General features: G+C 43.2%; 23 protein-coding genes. All 23 read left to right on the top strand.

From position 1 onward, the window contains the following. Positions 1-5 precede the first annotated feature (5 nt). Entirely contained in the window at positions 6-4,193 is a 4,188-nt protein-coding gene (gene rpoC / locus H7355_RS10985; RefSeq protein ID WP_186647561.1) for a DNA-directed RNA polymerase subunit beta', read from the top strand. Between the two features lie 115 nt (positions 4,194-4,308). Beyond that, positions 4,309-4,620 carry a 30S ribosomal protein S10 gene (gene rpsJ / locus H7355_RS10980; protein ID WP_130610705.1) on the top strand — a complete coding sequence of 104 codons (312 nt, stop codon included), beginning with the start codon at positions 4,309-4,311 and terminating at the stop codon, positions 4,618-4,620. A 109-nt stretch (positions 4,621-4,729) separates the two neighbouring features. Next, positions 4,730-5,281 (top strand): 50S ribosomal protein L3, encoded by a 552-nt coding sequence (gene rplC / locus H7355_RS10975; protein ID WP_130610702.1) that lies wholly within the window; start codon positions 4,730-4,732, stop codon positions 5,279-5,281. A gap of 27 nt (positions 5,282-5,308) precedes the next feature. Beyond that, the gene (gene rplD, locus H7355_RS10970; protein ID WP_130610699.1) at positions 5,309-5,905 is read left to right on the top strand and encodes a 50S ribosomal protein L4; all 597 of its coding nucleotides are present in this window, start codon (positions 5,309-5,311) and stop codon (positions 5,903-5,905) included. A gap of 16 nt (positions 5,906-5,921) precedes the next feature. Then, the gene (rplW, locus tag H7355_RS10965; RefSeq protein WP_186647398.1) at positions 5,922-6,254 is read left to right on the top strand and encodes a 50S ribosomal protein L23; all 333 of its coding nucleotides are present in this window, start codon (positions 5,922-5,924) and stop codon (positions 6,252-6,254) included. A gap of 63 nt (positions 6,255-6,317) precedes the next feature. Next, positions 6,318-7,154 (top strand): 50S ribosomal protein L2, encoded by an 837-nt coding sequence (gene rplB / locus H7355_RS10960; RefSeq protein ID WP_315861832.1) that lies wholly within the window; start codon positions 6,318-6,320, stop codon positions 7,152-7,154. A gap of 27 nt (positions 7,155-7,181) precedes the next feature. Next, a complete protein-coding gene (rpsS, locus tag H7355_RS10955) occupies positions 7,182-7,457 on the top strand; it encodes a 30S ribosomal protein S19 (protein WP_130610689.1) in 276 nt (91 codons plus the stop codon). Between the two features lie 10 nt (positions 7,458-7,467). Beyond that, positions 7,468-7,791 carry a large ribosomal subunit protein uL22 gene (locus tag H7355_RS10950; RefSeq protein WP_186647396.1) on the top strand — a complete coding sequence of 108 codons (324 nt, stop codon included), beginning with the start codon at positions 7,468-7,470 and terminating at the stop codon, positions 7,789-7,791. Positions 7,792-7,805: 14 nt separating this feature from the next. Next, positions 7,806-8,489 (top strand): 30S ribosomal protein S3, encoded by a 684-nt coding sequence (gene rpsC, locus H7355_RS10945; protein ID WP_186647394.1) that lies wholly within the window; start codon positions 7,806-7,808, stop codon positions 8,487-8,489. A gap of 7 nt (positions 8,490-8,496) precedes the next feature. Further along, positions 8,497-8,925, top strand: a complete 429-nt coding sequence (rplP, locus tag H7355_RS10940) for a 50S ribosomal protein L16 (RefSeq protein ID WP_130610680.1) — start codon at positions 8,497-8,499, stop codon at positions 8,923-8,925. Further along, positions 8,922-9,113 carry a hypothetical protein gene (locus tag H7355_RS10935; RefSeq protein ID WP_130610677.1) on the top strand — a complete coding sequence of 64 codons (192 nt, stop codon included), beginning with the start codon at positions 8,922-8,924 and terminating at the stop codon, positions 9,111-9,113. Before rplP ends, H7355_RS10935 begins: the two co-directional genes overlap by 4 nt. A gap of 13 nt (positions 9,114-9,126) precedes the next feature. Next, the gene (rpsQ, locus tag H7355_RS10930) at positions 9,127-9,387 is read left to right on the top strand and encodes a 30S ribosomal protein S17 (protein ID WP_130610674.1); all 261 of its coding nucleotides are present in this window, start codon (positions 9,127-9,129) and stop codon (positions 9,385-9,387) included. Positions 9,388-9,442: 55 nt separating this feature from the next. Continuing rightward, the gene (rplN, locus tag H7355_RS10925) at positions 9,443-9,820 is read left to right on the top strand and encodes a 50S ribosomal protein L14 (protein ID WP_130610671.1); all 378 of its coding nucleotides are present in this window, start codon (positions 9,443-9,445) and stop codon (positions 9,818-9,820) included. 114 nt (positions 9,821-9,934) lie between these two features. Beyond that, positions 9,935-10,462: a 50S ribosomal protein L5 gene (gene rplE / locus H7355_RS10920; protein WP_130612867.1), complete on the top strand. Its 528-nt coding sequence runs from the start codon at positions 9,935-9,937 to the stop codon at positions 10,460-10,462. An 11-nt stretch (positions 10,463-10,473) separates the two neighbouring features. Next, positions 10,474-10,659, top strand: coding sequence for a type Z 30S ribosomal protein S14 (locus H7355_RS10915; protein ID WP_130610668.1), 186 nt, complete (start codon positions 10,474-10,476; stop codon positions 10,657-10,659). An 11-nt stretch (positions 10,660-10,670) separates the two neighbouring features. Further along, positions 10,671-11,069 (top strand): 30S ribosomal protein S8, encoded by a 399-nt coding sequence (rpsH, locus tag H7355_RS10910; RefSeq protein WP_130610665.1) that lies wholly within the window; start codon positions 10,671-10,673, stop codon positions 11,067-11,069. A 26-nt stretch (positions 11,070-11,095) separates the two neighbouring features. Beyond that, entirely contained in the window at positions 11,096-11,635 is a 540-nt protein-coding gene (gene rplF / locus H7355_RS10905; RefSeq protein WP_130610662.1) for a 50S ribosomal protein L6, read from the top strand. A 55-nt stretch (positions 11,636-11,690) separates the two neighbouring features. Continuing rightward, positions 11,691-12,053, top strand: coding sequence for a 50S ribosomal protein L18 (rplR, locus tag H7355_RS10900; RefSeq protein WP_130610658.1), 363 nt, complete (start codon positions 11,691-11,693; stop codon positions 12,051-12,053). A 35-nt stretch (positions 12,054-12,088) separates the two neighbouring features. After that, positions 12,089-12,565 carry a 30S ribosomal protein S5 gene (gene rpsE, locus H7355_RS10895; protein ID WP_130612864.1) on the top strand — a complete coding sequence of 159 codons (477 nt, stop codon included), beginning with the start codon at positions 12,089-12,091 and terminating at the stop codon, positions 12,563-12,565. A 46-nt stretch (positions 12,566-12,611) separates the two neighbouring features. Continuing rightward, positions 12,612-12,779 (top strand): 50S ribosomal protein L30, encoded by a 168-nt coding sequence (gene rpmD / locus H7355_RS10890; protein ID WP_390808375.1) that lies wholly within the window; start codon positions 12,612-12,614, stop codon positions 12,777-12,779. A 10-nt stretch (positions 12,780-12,789) separates the two neighbouring features. Next, positions 12,790-13,209 carry a 50S ribosomal protein L15 gene (gene rplO, locus H7355_RS10885; protein WP_130610650.1) on the top strand — a complete coding sequence of 140 codons (420 nt, stop codon included), beginning with the start codon at positions 12,790-12,792 and terminating at the stop codon, positions 13,207-13,209. Between the two features lie 7 nt (positions 13,210-13,216). Continuing rightward, positions 13,217-14,530 (top strand): preprotein translocase subunit SecY, encoded by a 1,314-nt coding sequence (gene secY / locus H7355_RS10880; RefSeq protein ID WP_130610647.1) that lies wholly within the window; start codon positions 13,217-13,219, stop codon positions 14,528-14,530. A gap of 13 nt (positions 14,531-14,543) precedes the next feature. Beyond that, complete coding sequence (locus H7355_RS10875; protein ID WP_186647392.1) at positions 14,544-15,206, top strand: adenylate kinase family protein; 663 nt, start codon at positions 14,544-14,546, stop codon at positions 15,204-15,206. The last annotated feature ends 61 nt before the right edge of the window (positions 15,207-15,267 follow it).

The following is a 15,267-nucleotide window of genomic DNA, read 5'->3' as shown; positions in this document are numbered from 1 at the left end:
TGAGTATGAATGAAGGTACCAAAGATGTTTACAGTTTCTTCGAAAAACCTGTAGATCCTTTGAATTTTAGTGCAGTAAAAATTGGTTTAGCTTCTCCTGAGCGCATCAGAAGTTGGTCTTATGGTGAAGTTAAAAAACCTGAAACAATCAACTACAGAACATTCAAGCCTGAACGTGACGGACTTTTCTGCGGAAAAATCTTCGGACCCGTTCGTGACTTCGAATGTATTTGTGGAAAATACAAACGTAAAAAACACCGCGGAACCGTCTGTGAAAAGTGCGGCGTGGAAGTTATTGAAAGCAAAGTGCGCCGCGAAAGACTCGGTCACATCAACTTGGCCAGCCCTGTTGCGCACATTTGGTTCTTAAAAAGTTTACCTTCCCGTATTGGCTGCGTAGTAGATATCTCGCTTAAAGATCTTGAAAAAGTTCTTTATTGCGAATCTTACATCGTGCTCGATCCAGGAACTTCCGATCTTAAAAAACATGAGCTCATTTCAGAAGATCGTTTTGCTGCAAAAGTACGTGAACTCGGAAACAATGCTTTCCGTGTTGGTATTGGTGCCGATGCGCTTCTTGAAATGCTTCAATCCGTAGATGTCTTCGAGCTTGCTGAGCATCTCAAAGAATCTCTATTGAACACAACCTCCGACGCCCAAAGCAAAAAGCTTATCAAAAGGCTGAAGGTTGTGGGAGCGTTCACTATGAGTGACAACCGTCCTGAGTGGATGATGTTGTCCGTTATTCCTGTGTTGCCTCCGGACCTGCGTCCGCTTGTACCACTGGATGGTGGTCGTTTTGCGACTTCTGACCTCAACGACTTATACCGTCGTGTGATCAACCGTAACAATCGCTTGCTTCGTTTGATCGAGCTCAATGCGCCCGAAATTATCGTGCGCAACGAAAAACGTATGCTTCAAGAAGCTATCGATGCCCTCTTTGACAACGGTCGCCGTGGAAAAGTCTTCACGGGTCCTAACAAGCGTCCACTCCGTTCCCTCTCCGATATGTTGAAAGGGAAAGGCGGTCGTTTCCGTCAAAACTTGCTCGGTAAGCGCGTGGACTACTCAGGTCGTTCCGTAATTGTGGCTGGCCCAGAATTGCGCTTACACCAATGCGGTCTGCCTAAGCTTATGGCTCTTGAAATGTTCAAACCTTTCCTCTTCAACAAACTTGAAGAAAGAGGCTATGTTTCAACTATTAAAAGTGCAAAGAAAATGGTGGAAAAGGAACGTCCAGAAGTATGGGATCTCCTTGAAGAATGTACAAAAGAACACCCTGTTCTTTTGAACCGTGCGCCAACATTGCACCGCCTTGGTATCCAGGCGTTCGAACCTGTGCTCATCGAAGGTAAAGCTATTCAGCTTCATCCATTGGTGTGCCAAGCGTTTAACGCGGACTTTGACGGTGACACGATGTGTGTTCACGTTCCGCTCAGTCTTGAAGCTCAAATAGAAGCGCGCGTGCTTATGATGTCGACAAATAACATTTTGTCTCCTCAGCACGGAACGCCTATTATTGAGCCACGTAAAGACATCGTTCTTGGTCTTTACTATTTGACACGTGAAAATATCACTCTACGTGGCGACAGCATGAAATTCTCCAGTCTTGAAGAAGTTCGTGTTGCCTATGATCACGGTTTTGTTGAGCTTCACACCCGTATTTTTGTGCGTGAGCACCAAGGTGACAAAGAGCTTGTACAAACCACAGTGGGTCGTTGCCTCTTAAGAGAAGTGATTCCAGACAAAGTGCCTTTCTTTAAAAAGTACAACAAAGCCCTCGATCAAAAGGCTTTGGCTGTGCTTGTAAACGACACCTACCGTCTTTGCGGAGCAAAGGAGACTGTTCTCCTAGCCGATGCATTGCGTGAATTAGGTTATCGTTATGCAACAGAGTCAGGTATTTCTATCGCAATTAAAGACATGATGATTCCAAAAGAGAAGACAAAACTCTTGGATGAAGCTTATGGTGAAGTTAAAGAAGTTCGTGAACAATACGCAGAAGGTCTTATTACGGAAGGTGAACGCCACAATAAAGTAATTGATATCTGGTCACGTGTTCAGGACGAAATTACCGTAAAAATGTTGAAGCAGCTTGAAACGCAAAAAGCAGTCAACCAAAAAGGTGAAGAAGTTAGAATTCAATCCTTTAACTCTCTTTACATGATGGCCGACTCTGGAGCCCGTGGTTCCAAGCAACAGATGCGTCAGCTCGCTGGGATGAAGGGTCTCGTTGCGAAAGCAACAGGTGAGATTATTGAAACTCCTGTGACTTCCAACTTGCGTGAAGGATTCACAATTCTTCAGTACTTCATCAACACACACGGTGCGCGTAAGGGTCTTGCCGATACAGCTCTTAAAACAGCTTCTTCAGGTTACCTCACACGTCAGTTAGTGGATGTTGCACAAGATACCATCATTTCTGAAACAGATTGTGGAACTCTCGATGGAGTTGAAATCACTTCTGTAGTTGAAGGTGGAGAAGTTATCCAACGCGTTGGAAATCGTACGCTTGGAAGAACATCGCTTTACGACATCAAGAACCGTGCAACCGGCGAAGTGATTGTCAAAGCAAACGAAGAAATCAATGAAGAAGCGGTTATCCGCCTCGATCAGGCTAAAATTGACCGTGTTTATGTGCGTTCTGTCTTAACTTGTCGTACCCGTCGTGGTGTTTGTGCAAAATGCTACGGTCGTGACCTTGCGACAGGTAATCTCGTGAACGTAGGTGAAGCGGTTGGTGTTATTGCAGCTCAGTCTATTGGTGAGCCTGGAACTCAGTTGACAATGCGTACGTTCCACTCCGGTGGTACTGCGACAACCCAATCCCAAGCTTCTTCATATGAAGCGAAGGCAGAGGGTACTGTTCAGCTTTCCAATGTCAGCCTCGTCAAAGGGCGTGCTGAATGGGACACTGCAATGGGCCGTAATGGTGAAGTTATTGTTTATGACCTTGATGGTATTGAACGTGACCGCCATTCTATTCCATATGGTTCTAAAGTCTTTGTAAAAGATGGAGCAAGTGTAAAAGTTGGTACCATGCTTATTGAATGGGATCCGCACTCTGTTGTCATCGTTTCCGAAGTTCCTGGTAAAGTTAAGTTCCAAGACCTTTTTGAAGGTGTATCTGTTGAAGAGCGTACTGACGAAGTTACTGGTTTGACCCGTCGTGTTGTTATCGAAAACAAAGACACAAAGATCAAACCTGCAATCGTTGTCACCGATTCTTCTGGCACTGCGATTCGAATCACTGACACCCGTGATGCTCGTTATCCACTTCCAAGTGGTGCGACTATCATGTTTGCAGATGGGGATATGGTTTATCCTGGTGATGTTCTTGCTAAAATTCCTCGTGAACAGGCAAAAACAAAAGATATTACCGGTGGTCTTCCACGCGTTGCTGAGCTCTTCCTTGCTCAGAAACGCAGAACCTTCGCGATTATCTCTGAAATTGATGGTTTTGTTTCCTTTGGTGCAGATATCAAAGGGAAAAGACGTGTTGTCGTCAATCCAGAAATGGGTGGCGGAGACAGCCGTGAGTATCTCATTCCAAAGGGACGCCACGTTGTTGTCACCGAAGGCGACTTTATTCGTGCGGGTGAACCTCTTGTTGACGGTCCATTGAACCCACATGACATCTTAAAAGTTCTTGGTGAAAAAGCCTTGGCAAGTTACCTTGTTTCTGAAATCCAAGCAGTTTATAAGCTGCAAGGTGTGAACATCGACGATAAGCATATTGAAATTATCGTTAAGCAAATGCTCCGTCGTGTTCGTATTAAGGATCCAGGGGATACTGAATTTTTACCTGCAGCGCAGATCGAAAAATGGACTTTTGAAGAGCAAAACGAACTTGCTATGCAAAGAGGAGCGCGTCCAGCAACAGCTGAACCTCTTCTTCTAGGTATTGCGAGAGCAGCATCTTCAACAGAATCATTTATCTCAGCGGCATCCTTCCAAGAGACAACAAGAGTGCTTACAGAAGCAGCTCTTGCTGGACGCAAAGATCTTTTGCGTGGCCTCAAAGAAAATGTCATCATGGGTCGTTTGATTCCTGCTGGAACAGGTGTGAACTACTACAACAATCTCGATATGTTTGTTGAAGGTCAGAGTCTCGATGCGGAAGCCATTATTGAGGCTTCTATTCCACAAGTTGTTGCACGCCTTGGGACAGGTTCGCATCACCAAATGAGATAAGCAATTTTAACCTGTTCGGTATGTTTAGATATTGCTTAAATTTTATAAATTTTGCTTGACAGTGGGCGTCGTTCTACGTTACGAATCGACGCCCAACGGTTTGGAGTGTAATTCAATGGAAAGCCAAAAAATCCGTATTCGTCTCAAGGGCTATGATGTATCTCTGGTTGACCAGAGCGTAGCTCAAATTATTAACAAGGCAAAAGGCACAGGGGCTAAAATAGCTGGTCCTGTTCCAATGCCAACAATTATTAATCGTTATACAGTGTTGAGATCTCCTCACGTAGACAAAAAGTCTCGTGAGCAGTTCGAAATCCGCACGCACCGTCGTTTGATCGACCTTCTCGAGCCAAAACAACAAACTGTTGATGGCCTTATGAAGCTCGACCTCGCAGCTGGTGTTGATGTAGAGATCAATCTTTACTAATTATCGATTTTTATTGATTTATTTAATTATACTTTCTGACTTTGTGTTAGAAAGTTTTAACAACAAGCTGGCGCTGTGATTTATCGCATCCAGCAGGAGTTAAAGTCATATGGTACGTTATGCTTTTAGCAAAGTTGGCATGACTAGTGCATTTACGCAGATTGGCGCAGCTCAAGGCGTAACTGTATTAAAAATGCAGCCAGCTAAGGTTGTAAGACACGAGAAATTGGCGAATGGCCAAGTCGTTGTCGTTGTTGAATACGAAACTGGTCACAAGAATAAACTGGTTCGTGGATGGGTTGTAGAAAATCCTGCTGAATTTGAAGTAGGCTCACCTCTTAAAGCTCCTTCTCTCACTGTCGGACAAAAATTAAAAATTACTGGCTTTTCAAAAGGTCGCGGTTTTCAAGACGCTATGACTCGTCATGGTTTTGGAGGCGGTCCTGCAAGTCATGGTAGCCGTTTTCATAGATCTCCTGGTTCTATCGGTATGCGTACTGAACCTGGTCGCGTTATGAAAGGCAAAAAAATGCCAGGCCAAGACGGTAATGTACAAGTAACTCTCCGCAATGTTCAGGTTGCTTACTGGTCTCATGAAGAGTCAATTATGGCTGTCGTAGGCGGTGTTCCTGGTGCACGCGGCGGTATGGTATTTGTTTAAATTTAAGTTTTGGGAAGGGATAGCAAAATGTTGTCTAAAATAGAAAACCTTCCAGAGAGTTTGGTTAGCTACGCTGACCGTAATAAAGGCACTCTCTGGCAAGTTGTTAAGGCTTACAGAGCCAACCAAAGACAAGGTACTGTTGGCGTGAAAACACGCGCGATGGTTAAGTCAACTGGTAAAAAGCCATATAAGCAAAAGAAAACAGGTAGCGCGCGTCGCGGTTCTTTCGTTGCTCCACTCCATGTTGGTGGTGGTGTAGCTCATGGACCTAAAGCACGTGACTATCGTCAAGCGATTCCATTAAAAATGAGTCGCGTGGCTCTTGGAATTGCAATTTCTGAGCGTGTTAAATCTGGTAAAGTTTTCGTTGGCGCACTTGATTTCGCAAGTGGAAAAACAAAAGACGCAGCAACTGTATTAAAAAGCGTTGCTGATTTCACAGGGAATACTTTGGTTTGCCTTAGTAATCCAAGTGAAAACACAATCCGTGCTCTTCGCAACATTCGCGGCGTGCACCTTGTGAGCCCAGAGCAAGTGAATGCATTCACTGTTCTTCAAGCGCGCAGTCTTGTTGCAAGTCCAGAAGCGTTCAAAGTTCTTGAATCAAGACTTGCAGACTGAATTTTGAAGAAAGGAAATGAACATGCGTTCAGATTATGTTATTAAAGGTTCAATTTTAAGCGAAAAATCATACGGTCTTTTAGAAAGTAAGGTTTACACACTTAAAGTTGATCTTAAAGCTACAAAAGCAGATATCAAAGCAGCTGTTAAAGATGTTTTTGGTGTTGACGTTGTAGATGTAAATACTTCTATTTTACGTGGAAGAGTTGTTCGTAAAGCTCGTTCTAAAAAAAGTGGTGCTGTTGAAGTTAAGCTTCCTAACATCAAGAAGGCGTTCATTCGTCTTAAAGATGGTCAAGAGCTTCCAGCTCCAGTCGTAGCCGCTCCAGCTGATGCTGCTGCAGAATAAGCTTCTTCGGTTTTGTTGGTGTTTTTTTAGTGCGCGGAAAAATCCTCGAATTATCGCGCAAGGATGAGGAAAATGGGAATCAGACAATTAAGGCCATATACGGCCACAACAAGAACACAGAGTTATATTAACTACAGAGAAGTTCTTACGACTGATACTCCTTACAAGCCTCTCTTGGCTGCAAAGCCTCGTAAGGCTGGTCGTAATAACAACGGCCGTATTACTGTTCGCCATCATGGCGGTGGTAATAAGGTAAAATACCGTGTTATCGATTGGAAAAGATCTCGTAAAGACGTCGAAGGTGTAGTAACTTCTGTCGAGTACGATCCAAATCGTACTGCATTTATTTCCTTAATTAAGTTCGTTGATGGAGATCGTCGCTACGCTCTCGCAACTGACGGTGTTAAGGTTGGTACAAAAGTTATCGCTTCAGGCGAAGCAGATATCAAAGCTGGCAACAGTCTTCCGCTCAAGAAAATTCCAGCGGGTACGGTTGTTCACAGTATTGAAATGCGTCCTGGGGCAGGTGCAAAGCTTGTTCGTAGTGCGGGCGCTTCTGCAACTTTAGTTGGTCGCGTTGAGCAATATGCTCAAATCCGTATGCCATCTGGGGAACTTCGTCTTATACCTGAAGATTGCTATGCGACTATCGGTACCGTTTCCAATGCGGATCATATGAATGTATCCCTTGGTAAAGCTGGCCGTAATCGTTGGAAAGGTGTTCGCCCAACTGTTCGTGGTGTCGCTATGAACCCTGTAGACCATCCAATGGGTGGTGGTGAAGGCCGTACAAGTGGTGGTCGTCATCCATGTTCTCCATGGGGTCAATTGTCTAAGGGTTATAAAACTCGCAAGGTTAAACCGAGCGATAAGTTTATCGTAAGCCGTCGTAAGAAATAATTTTCGAATTGGTTAAGAGGTAAAAGCATGCCACGTTCGTTGAAAAAGGGTCCTTTTGTTGACTCCTATCTGTTCAAAGCAGCAGAAAAGAACAAAGGTGCCGCTAAGGTTATTAAAACTTGGAGTCGCCGTTCAACAATTCTTCCTGATTTTGTTGGATTAACTTTTGCAGTTCACAATGGAAAGAAATTCGTTCCAGTTTATGTGAACGAAAACATGGTAGGACACAAGCTTGGTGAGTTTGCGCCAACTCGTACTTTCCATGGTCATGGTGCGGATAAAAAAGCCGCTAAGAAAAAGTAAGAGGTAAGTTATGGACGCAAAAGCAACACACTATGCTGCAAAGTGTACTGCACGTAAAGCTAGATTGTTAAGGCCAATGATTATTGGCAAAACTGTTCCACAGGCTATAGCAATCCTTTCTGTTGAAAGACGCTCTGGTTCTGTTGCTGCCGTAAAGCTTATCCGCTCTGCGTTGGCTCAGCTTCCTGAAAATAGCGCTGTAAACACTGTAATTAGTGATTTTGTAGTGAATGAAGGTCCACGCCGTCGCATGTTTATGCCACGTGCTCAAGGACGTGCAACGCTAATTCTTAAAAAGACGTCGCACTTAACTATTCGTCTTAAACTTAATTAACAGAGGGTACAGCAGTGGGTCAGAAAGTACATCCAATTGGTTTGAGACTTGGAATCAACAAGACTTGGGATTCTCGCTGGTTTAGTAAGCGCGAATTCGCAAAAAATCTTAATGAAGACTTGAATGTTCGCAAGTTCATCTCAAAAAAATATTCAGAAGCAGGCGTCGCTCGTGTTGAAATCGAACGCGCTGCTAAACAAGTAGTTGTTAAAGTTTACACAGCTAAACCTGGTAAACTTATTGGCAAGCAAGGTAAGGGAATTGAGCTTCTTCGTGACGAAGTAAGAACAGTTCTTAAAACGAACGACAAGAATATCAAAGTTGATGTTTTTGAAGTAAAAAGTCCTGATACAAATGCGCAACTCGCTGCATTTAACGTTGCTCAACAGCTTGAAAAACGCGTTTCCTTCAGAAGAGCTATGAAGAAGGTTATGCAACAAGCTATGAAAGCTGGCGGAAAAGGTATCAAGATTCGCGTAGCAGGTCGTCTGAATGGAGCTGAAATGGCTCGTACAGAATGGTATATGGAAGGACGTGTTCCTCTCCATACTCTTCGTGCAGACATCGACTATGGCACTTCTGAAGCGTTGACAACCTATGGTCTCATTGGGGTTAAGGTTTGGTTATTTAAGGGTGAAGTTTTTGGGAAATCAGCTAGCTCTGCTGTTAATACCAAGAATTTGCGCAATGAGGAGTAATTAGAATATGTTAGCTCCAAAAAAAGTAAAGTTTCGTAAATCTCACAAAGGTCGTATCAAAGGTATTGCAGACCGCTGCAATAGCGTAGATTTTGGAGATTTTGCTCTTCAGGCTGTAGAACCAGGGAAACTTGAAGCTCGTCAGATCGAAGCAAGTCGAATTGCCTTGACTCGCCACATAAAGCGTGGTGGAAAGGTTTGGATTCGTGTGTTTCCAGATAAGCCAATCACTAAGAAACCTGCTGAAACACGTATGGGTTCTGGTAAAGGTGGTTTGGATCGTTGGGTTTGTCCTATTCGCTCCGGTCGAGTTATTTTTGAAATTCAGGGCGTTCCAGCAAACCTTGCTCAAGAGGCTTTCGAGCTGGCTGCGGCTAAGCTTCCATTCAAAACTCGTATGATGAGCAGAAGTGATAAGGTTTGGGAAAATCAATGAAAAAACAAAAAAAGTTTGCTGATTTGAATTCAAGTGATGCATCCACTAAGCACACAGAGCTTGTTAAAGAGCTCGTGAAGTTTAGAGTTTCCATGGATCCTGCTCTCATTTCGAATGCGGGTGGTATTGCAGGGCTGAGAAGAGATCTTAAAATCGTTTCTCGTAAAAAAGCACAATCCGCTAAATAATTGGGGTAATATCATGGAAAATGCAAAAATCACAAAAAATCCTATCAGAGGTCGTGTTGTTGCGGTTTCAAAAGACACAAAGACAGTAAAAGTGGAAGTTCCACGTGTTGTTCCTAACGGAACATACGGCAAACGCCTTCACTTACACACATCTGTTTTTGCAGATACATCCGGAATTGCAGATGTAGTTGTTGGCAAAGATGTTGATATTTTGCCATGCAGTCGTGTTTCTAAGAGTAAATCTTGGAAAATTGTTTCTGTTGTTAGTCGCTAAGATAGCAACATTGTAAGATAGTTTCTATTTTCTTTCTCATTTAATGGGGTGTATCGTGATTCAGCCAGAATCTATCCTGGTAGCAGCCGATAATAGCGGGGCGCGTACTCTCAATGTCATTCGTGTTATGGGTGGTTCTTTCCGCCGTTATGCACGTGTTGGTGATTTGATTGTAGTCTCCGTACGGGATGCTGTGCCTGGTGGGCGTGTTAAGAAAGGCGAAGTACACAAGGCAATTGTGGTTCGTTGTAAGAAAGAAGTTTCGAGAGCTGATGGGTCTCGAATTCGTTTTGATGAAAATGCTGCTGTTCTTGTAAAAATTGTCAAAAATGAAAAGGAGCCAGTTGGTACCCGTATTTTCGGACCAATCGCTCGTGAATTAAGACAACGTAATTGTGGCAAGATTATCAGCTTGGCTCCGGAGGTTCTATAATCCATGGCAAGCGAAAAAAATCAGGCAGGTAAAAAACCTACTGGAAAAAAAGGCGCTGATTACGGCGCAGTAGTGGTTCGCGGTGAGCACTCAAAAGGTGTAAAACCAAGATTCATGGCAAAGTTCAACGACAAAGTTTTACCAGAACTTAAAAAGCGTCATTCCGAAAAGAATGTTATGGAGCTTCCTAAGATCGTAAAAATCGTTGTCAATACCTGCCAAGGCGAAGCTACTCAGAATATTAAAGCTCTCGAAGCAGCTGCTGCTGAGCTTGAATTAATTACTGGCCAAAAGTCTGTAATTACTCGTGCTAAAAAATCTATTGCGACATTTAAACTTCGCGCAGGAATGCCAATTGGCGCTTCTGTTACTCTTCGCAAAGAGCGCATGTTTGAATTCTATGACAAGCTCGTTTCGGTGGCGCTACCTCGCGTACGTGACTTCCGTGGTGTTTCGTCAAATAGTTTTGATGGTCGTGGTAATTATTCTCTTGGCATCCGCGAACAGATTATCTTTCCAGAAATCGAAGCGGATAAAGTAGATAAAACTCGTGGTTTGAGTATCACAATTGTGACATCTGCGAAAACAGATGAAGAAGCGCGTGAACTTCTTACTCTCCTTGATATGCCGTTTAGAAAGTAAAAGGGGAAGCTGTGGCTCGTTTAGCTATGATTAATAAGGCAAATAAAAAAGCCAAATTTTCTACGCGTCAGCACAACCGCTGCAATCAATGCGGTCGTCCTCGCGCATATTACAGAGATTTTGGTTTATGTCGTATTTGCTTACGTAAAAACGCCCTTTCCGGTCAAATTCCTGGAATGGTCAAGGCTAGTTGGTGAGGTGAATAAAAATGTACGTTACTGATCCAATTGCTGATATGTTAACACGTATCCGTAATGCTACAAATGCAGGACTTAAGTATACAACTGTTCCTGCAAGCACAATAAAAATTGAAATTACAAAAATCTTGGAAGCAGAAGGACTCATTCGTGGGTACCGTCTCATCAAGGATAACGGTCAAGGCAAAATTAAGATCGCAATGAAGTACACAGAAGCTGGTTTACCAGCAATCCGTGGAATGACTCGCGTTTCTAAGCCTGGTTGCCGTGTGTACAAAGGTGTATCTGATCTTCCTAGAATTCGTGGTGGTCTTGGTTTCGCAATTCTTACGACTCCTAAAGGTGTTCTTACAAGCAAAACTGCTCGTCAAGAACGCGTAGGCGGCGAAGTTTTAGCGTATATTTGGTAACTTTCGAGGACTTTTAGGAGGCTTCTATGTCAAGAGTTGGTAAGCAGCCAATTAAAATTCCTTCGGGAGTAACCGTAAAACTAAACGGCACTATTCTCGAAGTGAATGGACCAAAAGGGATCATGAAGCGTGATACCCTTGGTCGTGTTTCTGTCGCTCAGCAAGGTAGCGAAGTTGTTGTTTCTGCAAGTACTGGTGAAAACAGTGCTGCATACTGGGGTCTTTACAGAACCCTTCTTTCCAACATGGTTCAAGGTGTATCTGCTGGTTTCAGCAAATCCCTTGAAATTCAAGGAACTGGCTACCGTGCAAACATGGCTGGCAAAGTATTGAATCTCACTGTTGGTTTTTCTCACCCTGTGAATATCGATCCCCCTGCTGGAATCACTTTCGAAGTGGACAAGGCTGGTAAGGTAAGCATTTCTGGTGTGGATAAAGAACTTGTTGGTCAAATGGCTGCTAAAGTACGTTCCGTACGTCCAGCAGAACCATACCAAGGCAAGGGTATTCGTTATTCTGGCGAAGTGATTGCAACTAAGGTTGGTAAATCTGCAGGTAAGAAATAATTAACTTGCTTATTTTTAGTGTTTTCTGTATGTGAGCAGAAAACCAGGAGATTTTATGTATCGTATTATTAATCGTAGACGAGTTAGACAATTGCGTAAGATGCGTTTCTGGCGCCGTCGCTCAACTGATTTAACAAAGCCACGTCTTTGTATTTTCAGAAGCAGTCGTCATATTCAGGCTCAAGTTATAGATGATGCAAAAGGCGTTGTTCTTGCATGTGCTAGTTCTATTGAAGCAGATGTTAAATCGACTGGCCTTCGCGGCAAAACAATGGCCGTTAAAGTTGGTGCTCTTGTTGCTGAGAGAGCAAAAAGCGCAGGCGTAACTTCTGTTGTGTTTGATAGAAACGGTTTCACGTATCATGGGCGTGTTCAAGTTCTTGCTGACTCCGCTCGTGAAGCTGGTCTTCAATTCTAAGAACTTGACTTTGTAAGGATGATCATAAAATGCAAATGAATAAAGAAGAGCAGAAGAAAGATCGCTTTGAAGATCGAGTTGTAAGCGTTTCTCGCGTATCAAAAACTGTTAAAGGTGGTAGACGCATGAGCTTCTCAGCTCTTGTTGTTGTTGGTGACCGCCAAGGTACAGTTGGTTATGGTCTTGGAAAAGCTGCTGAAGTTCCTGAAGCAGTTAGAAAAGCAGTAGCTCAAGCAAAAAAATCACTTATTACTGTTCCAATGGAAAAGCAAACTATTCCATTTGTTGTGAACGCAAAATTTGGTGCTAGCCACCTTCTTTTGAGTCCAGCAACAGAAGGTTCTGGTATTGTTGCCGGAAGTTCAGTGCGTGCGGTAGCAGAGCTTGCTGGTATTCCTAATATCATGGCTAAAATTCAAGGAAGTCGTAATCCTCATAATGTTGTTAAGGCTGCCTTCAAGGGCCTCAAACAGCTTTCGACTACCGAAGAATACTTAAGAGCTCGTAAGTAAAAAGGGTCTCTCAAAAATGAAAACTATAGAAACCAAAAATATTAAAGTGACATTGCTCCGTAGTTTTGCGGGTCGTAATGAATCACAGCGCAAAACCCTAGTTTCACTTGGTCTTTCTAAGATTGGTTCTTCACGCGTATTACCAAACGTGAATCCAATCCTTGGCCAGGTCAACAAGGTAATTCAGTTTATCAGAGTTGAGCCAGCTGAGTAAGGAGTAAAACGTGAGAATAGAAGAACTTCGCCCAAATCCGGGTGCAAGAAAAGATAGACGCCGTTTAGGCAGAGGCCCAGGTAGTGGACTCGGTAAAACAGGTGGACGCGGTGGTAAAGGCCAAACAGCTCGTTCTGGTTCAAGCATTCGTCCTGGTTTTGAAGGGGGTCAAACTCCTCTTTACCGTAGAATTCCAAAACGTGGGTTCAAGAACGTGTGCGCTATCGAGGTAGAGTCCTTAAATTTAAAAGATTCTAGCCAATATATTGAAAATGGCATTTTAGATGGCAAAGGTTTTAACGCCTCTGGTATTGCAAAATTACTCTCCATGGGAGATGTTCCTGCAGAGCTTCGTTCTGTAAGAAATTTTGCTATGTCCGCTGGAGCTCGTGAAAAACTAGTGGCAAAAGGTGTAACTATCGAGGAGTAAGCAGGGGATGCCTCAGGGAAGTGGCTGGACAGATAATGTCCTTGTAAAGCGTTTGTTGTTTACATTGTTAGCACTTCTCGTGTTCCGATTTGGAGTGCACATTCCAATTCCAGGTATCGATGCCAAAGAACTTGCTCTCTTTGCAAGCCAGCAAGGCGCAGGTCTGCTGAAGATATTCAATATGTTTTCAGGTGGTGCTCTGAGTCACTTTTCCATTTTTAGCCTTGCAGTTATGCCTTACATATCTGCGAGCATTATCATTCAATTGATGACAGTGGTTGTTCCTGCATTGGAGCAAATGCAAAAAGATGGTGGTGTTGGTCGGCAGAAGATGACTCGTATAACGCGGGCACTTGCGGTGCTTTTAGCGCTTGTACAAGGTTATCTCTTAGCAGCAGGTTTAGAAGCTTCCCGTGGTCCTGGTGGTGGAATGATAGTTCTTGATCCTGGTCTGTCGTTTAGGCTCTTGTCTTGTGTACTTATGGCAGCTGGTAGCTGTTTTGTAATGTGGTTAGGTGAGCAAATCACTGATAAAGGCATTGGGAATGGCATAAGCCTTCTTATTTTTGCTGGTATCGTTGCTTATTTACCGTCTTCAGCAAGCACAATTGTTGAAATGGTCAAGCAGAATAGTGGTGCGTTTGTGGGTGCCCTTGGCATCATCGGATTTGCCCTTGTTCTTGTTTTTGCTGTTACATTTTTTGAGCAAAGCTATAGAAAAGTTCCAATCCACTATGCAAAGCGTCTTGTTGGCAAGAGAGTGATGTCTGCACAGTCAACACACTTACCGTTGAAAGTTAATATGGCTGGTATTATGGCTGCAATTTTTGCATCCACATTATTAGCTGTACCAGCAACATTTTTAAGTTTTGGAAATTCGTCTGGGAATATTTGGCTCGCTGATTTTTTACCAGGCCATTGGCTATATAATGCCGCCTTTGTAATTTTAGGTCTCTTTTTCTCATTTTTCTATGCATCTATCGTCTTTAAATCCGATGATGTAGCCGAAAACCTAAAAAAACAAAACGCATATATTCCAGGAGTTCGTCCTGGGAGTGAGACTGCTGAGGCTCTTGATACTGTTGTTTCTCGTTTGACGTTTGCTGGAGCGGTTTACATGAATCTTATTGTGGTCGTTCCTTCTCTCGTTGGTGGGACCTTCTCTCAGCAAATGACCTTTGGAGGAACTTCTCTTTTGATTGTTGTGGGTGTTGCACTTGAGGCTATTCGCCAAGTGAGAGCACAACTTGCGACTCAAAAATATGATTTTCTGATTTTCCCTTCTCATTCGCGAGATACCGCAAATGATACAAGGCTATGAAACAGGATTGTAAATGAAGGTAATCATTTTTCTAGGTCCTCCAGGCGTTGGTAAGGGGACTCAGTGTTCTCTTCTCAGTTCACGTTTGGGAGTGAAGCATATTTCTACAGGCGCAATCATACGCCAAGAAATAGCATCCGAATCCGCACTCGGGTTGAAAGTCAAAGGTATTGTTGAGTCAGGCCATCTCATAGATGATAAGTCGATGTTTTTGTGTCTTGAAAATGCTCTGTCCTCAATGACACTCACTCAAAACGACATAGTTTTGATGGATGGCATTCCAAGAAATCTTTCACAAGCAAAAGAATTTGATAGTCTTTTGAGTAAATTTTCAAGCAAGGTTGATCTAGTTTTATCACTGACAGCTGATCTCGAAAAATTAGTGGAGCGTTTCGAAAGAAGATGGACTTGTTCTGCATGCGGCAAGGTCGATTCTATTGTGACTCATACAGATATCTCAAAGTATTCTTGTGTGAGTTGCGGCAAGTTAGGTTCAATGTTCCGTCGCAAGGATGATGAACCTGAGACAGTACGGCGTCGCTTTACTGTTTACCAGCAGGAAACCTTTCCTTTAGTCTCGTACTATGCGGATAGGAAATTATTAAGTATTGTTGATGGGTTAAAGTCTCCCGAAATTGTTTATGCTGAAATTGTATCAATTTTAATGAGAAAATGAAGATTGGTCTTGATTTAAGCAGCAATTTGAGATACCCAATAACGCTCTTTGTTCTCATTGG

It is taken from the genome of Fluviispira vulneris, assembly GCF_014281055.1.
GTDB classification, from domain to species: domain Bacteria; phylum Bdellovibrionota_B; class Oligoflexia; order Silvanigrellales; family Silvanigrellaceae; genus Silvanigrella; species Silvanigrella vulneris.
Note: the sequence above shows the minus strand (reverse complement) of the source record. Positions and strands in the feature narration are given on the sequence as shown.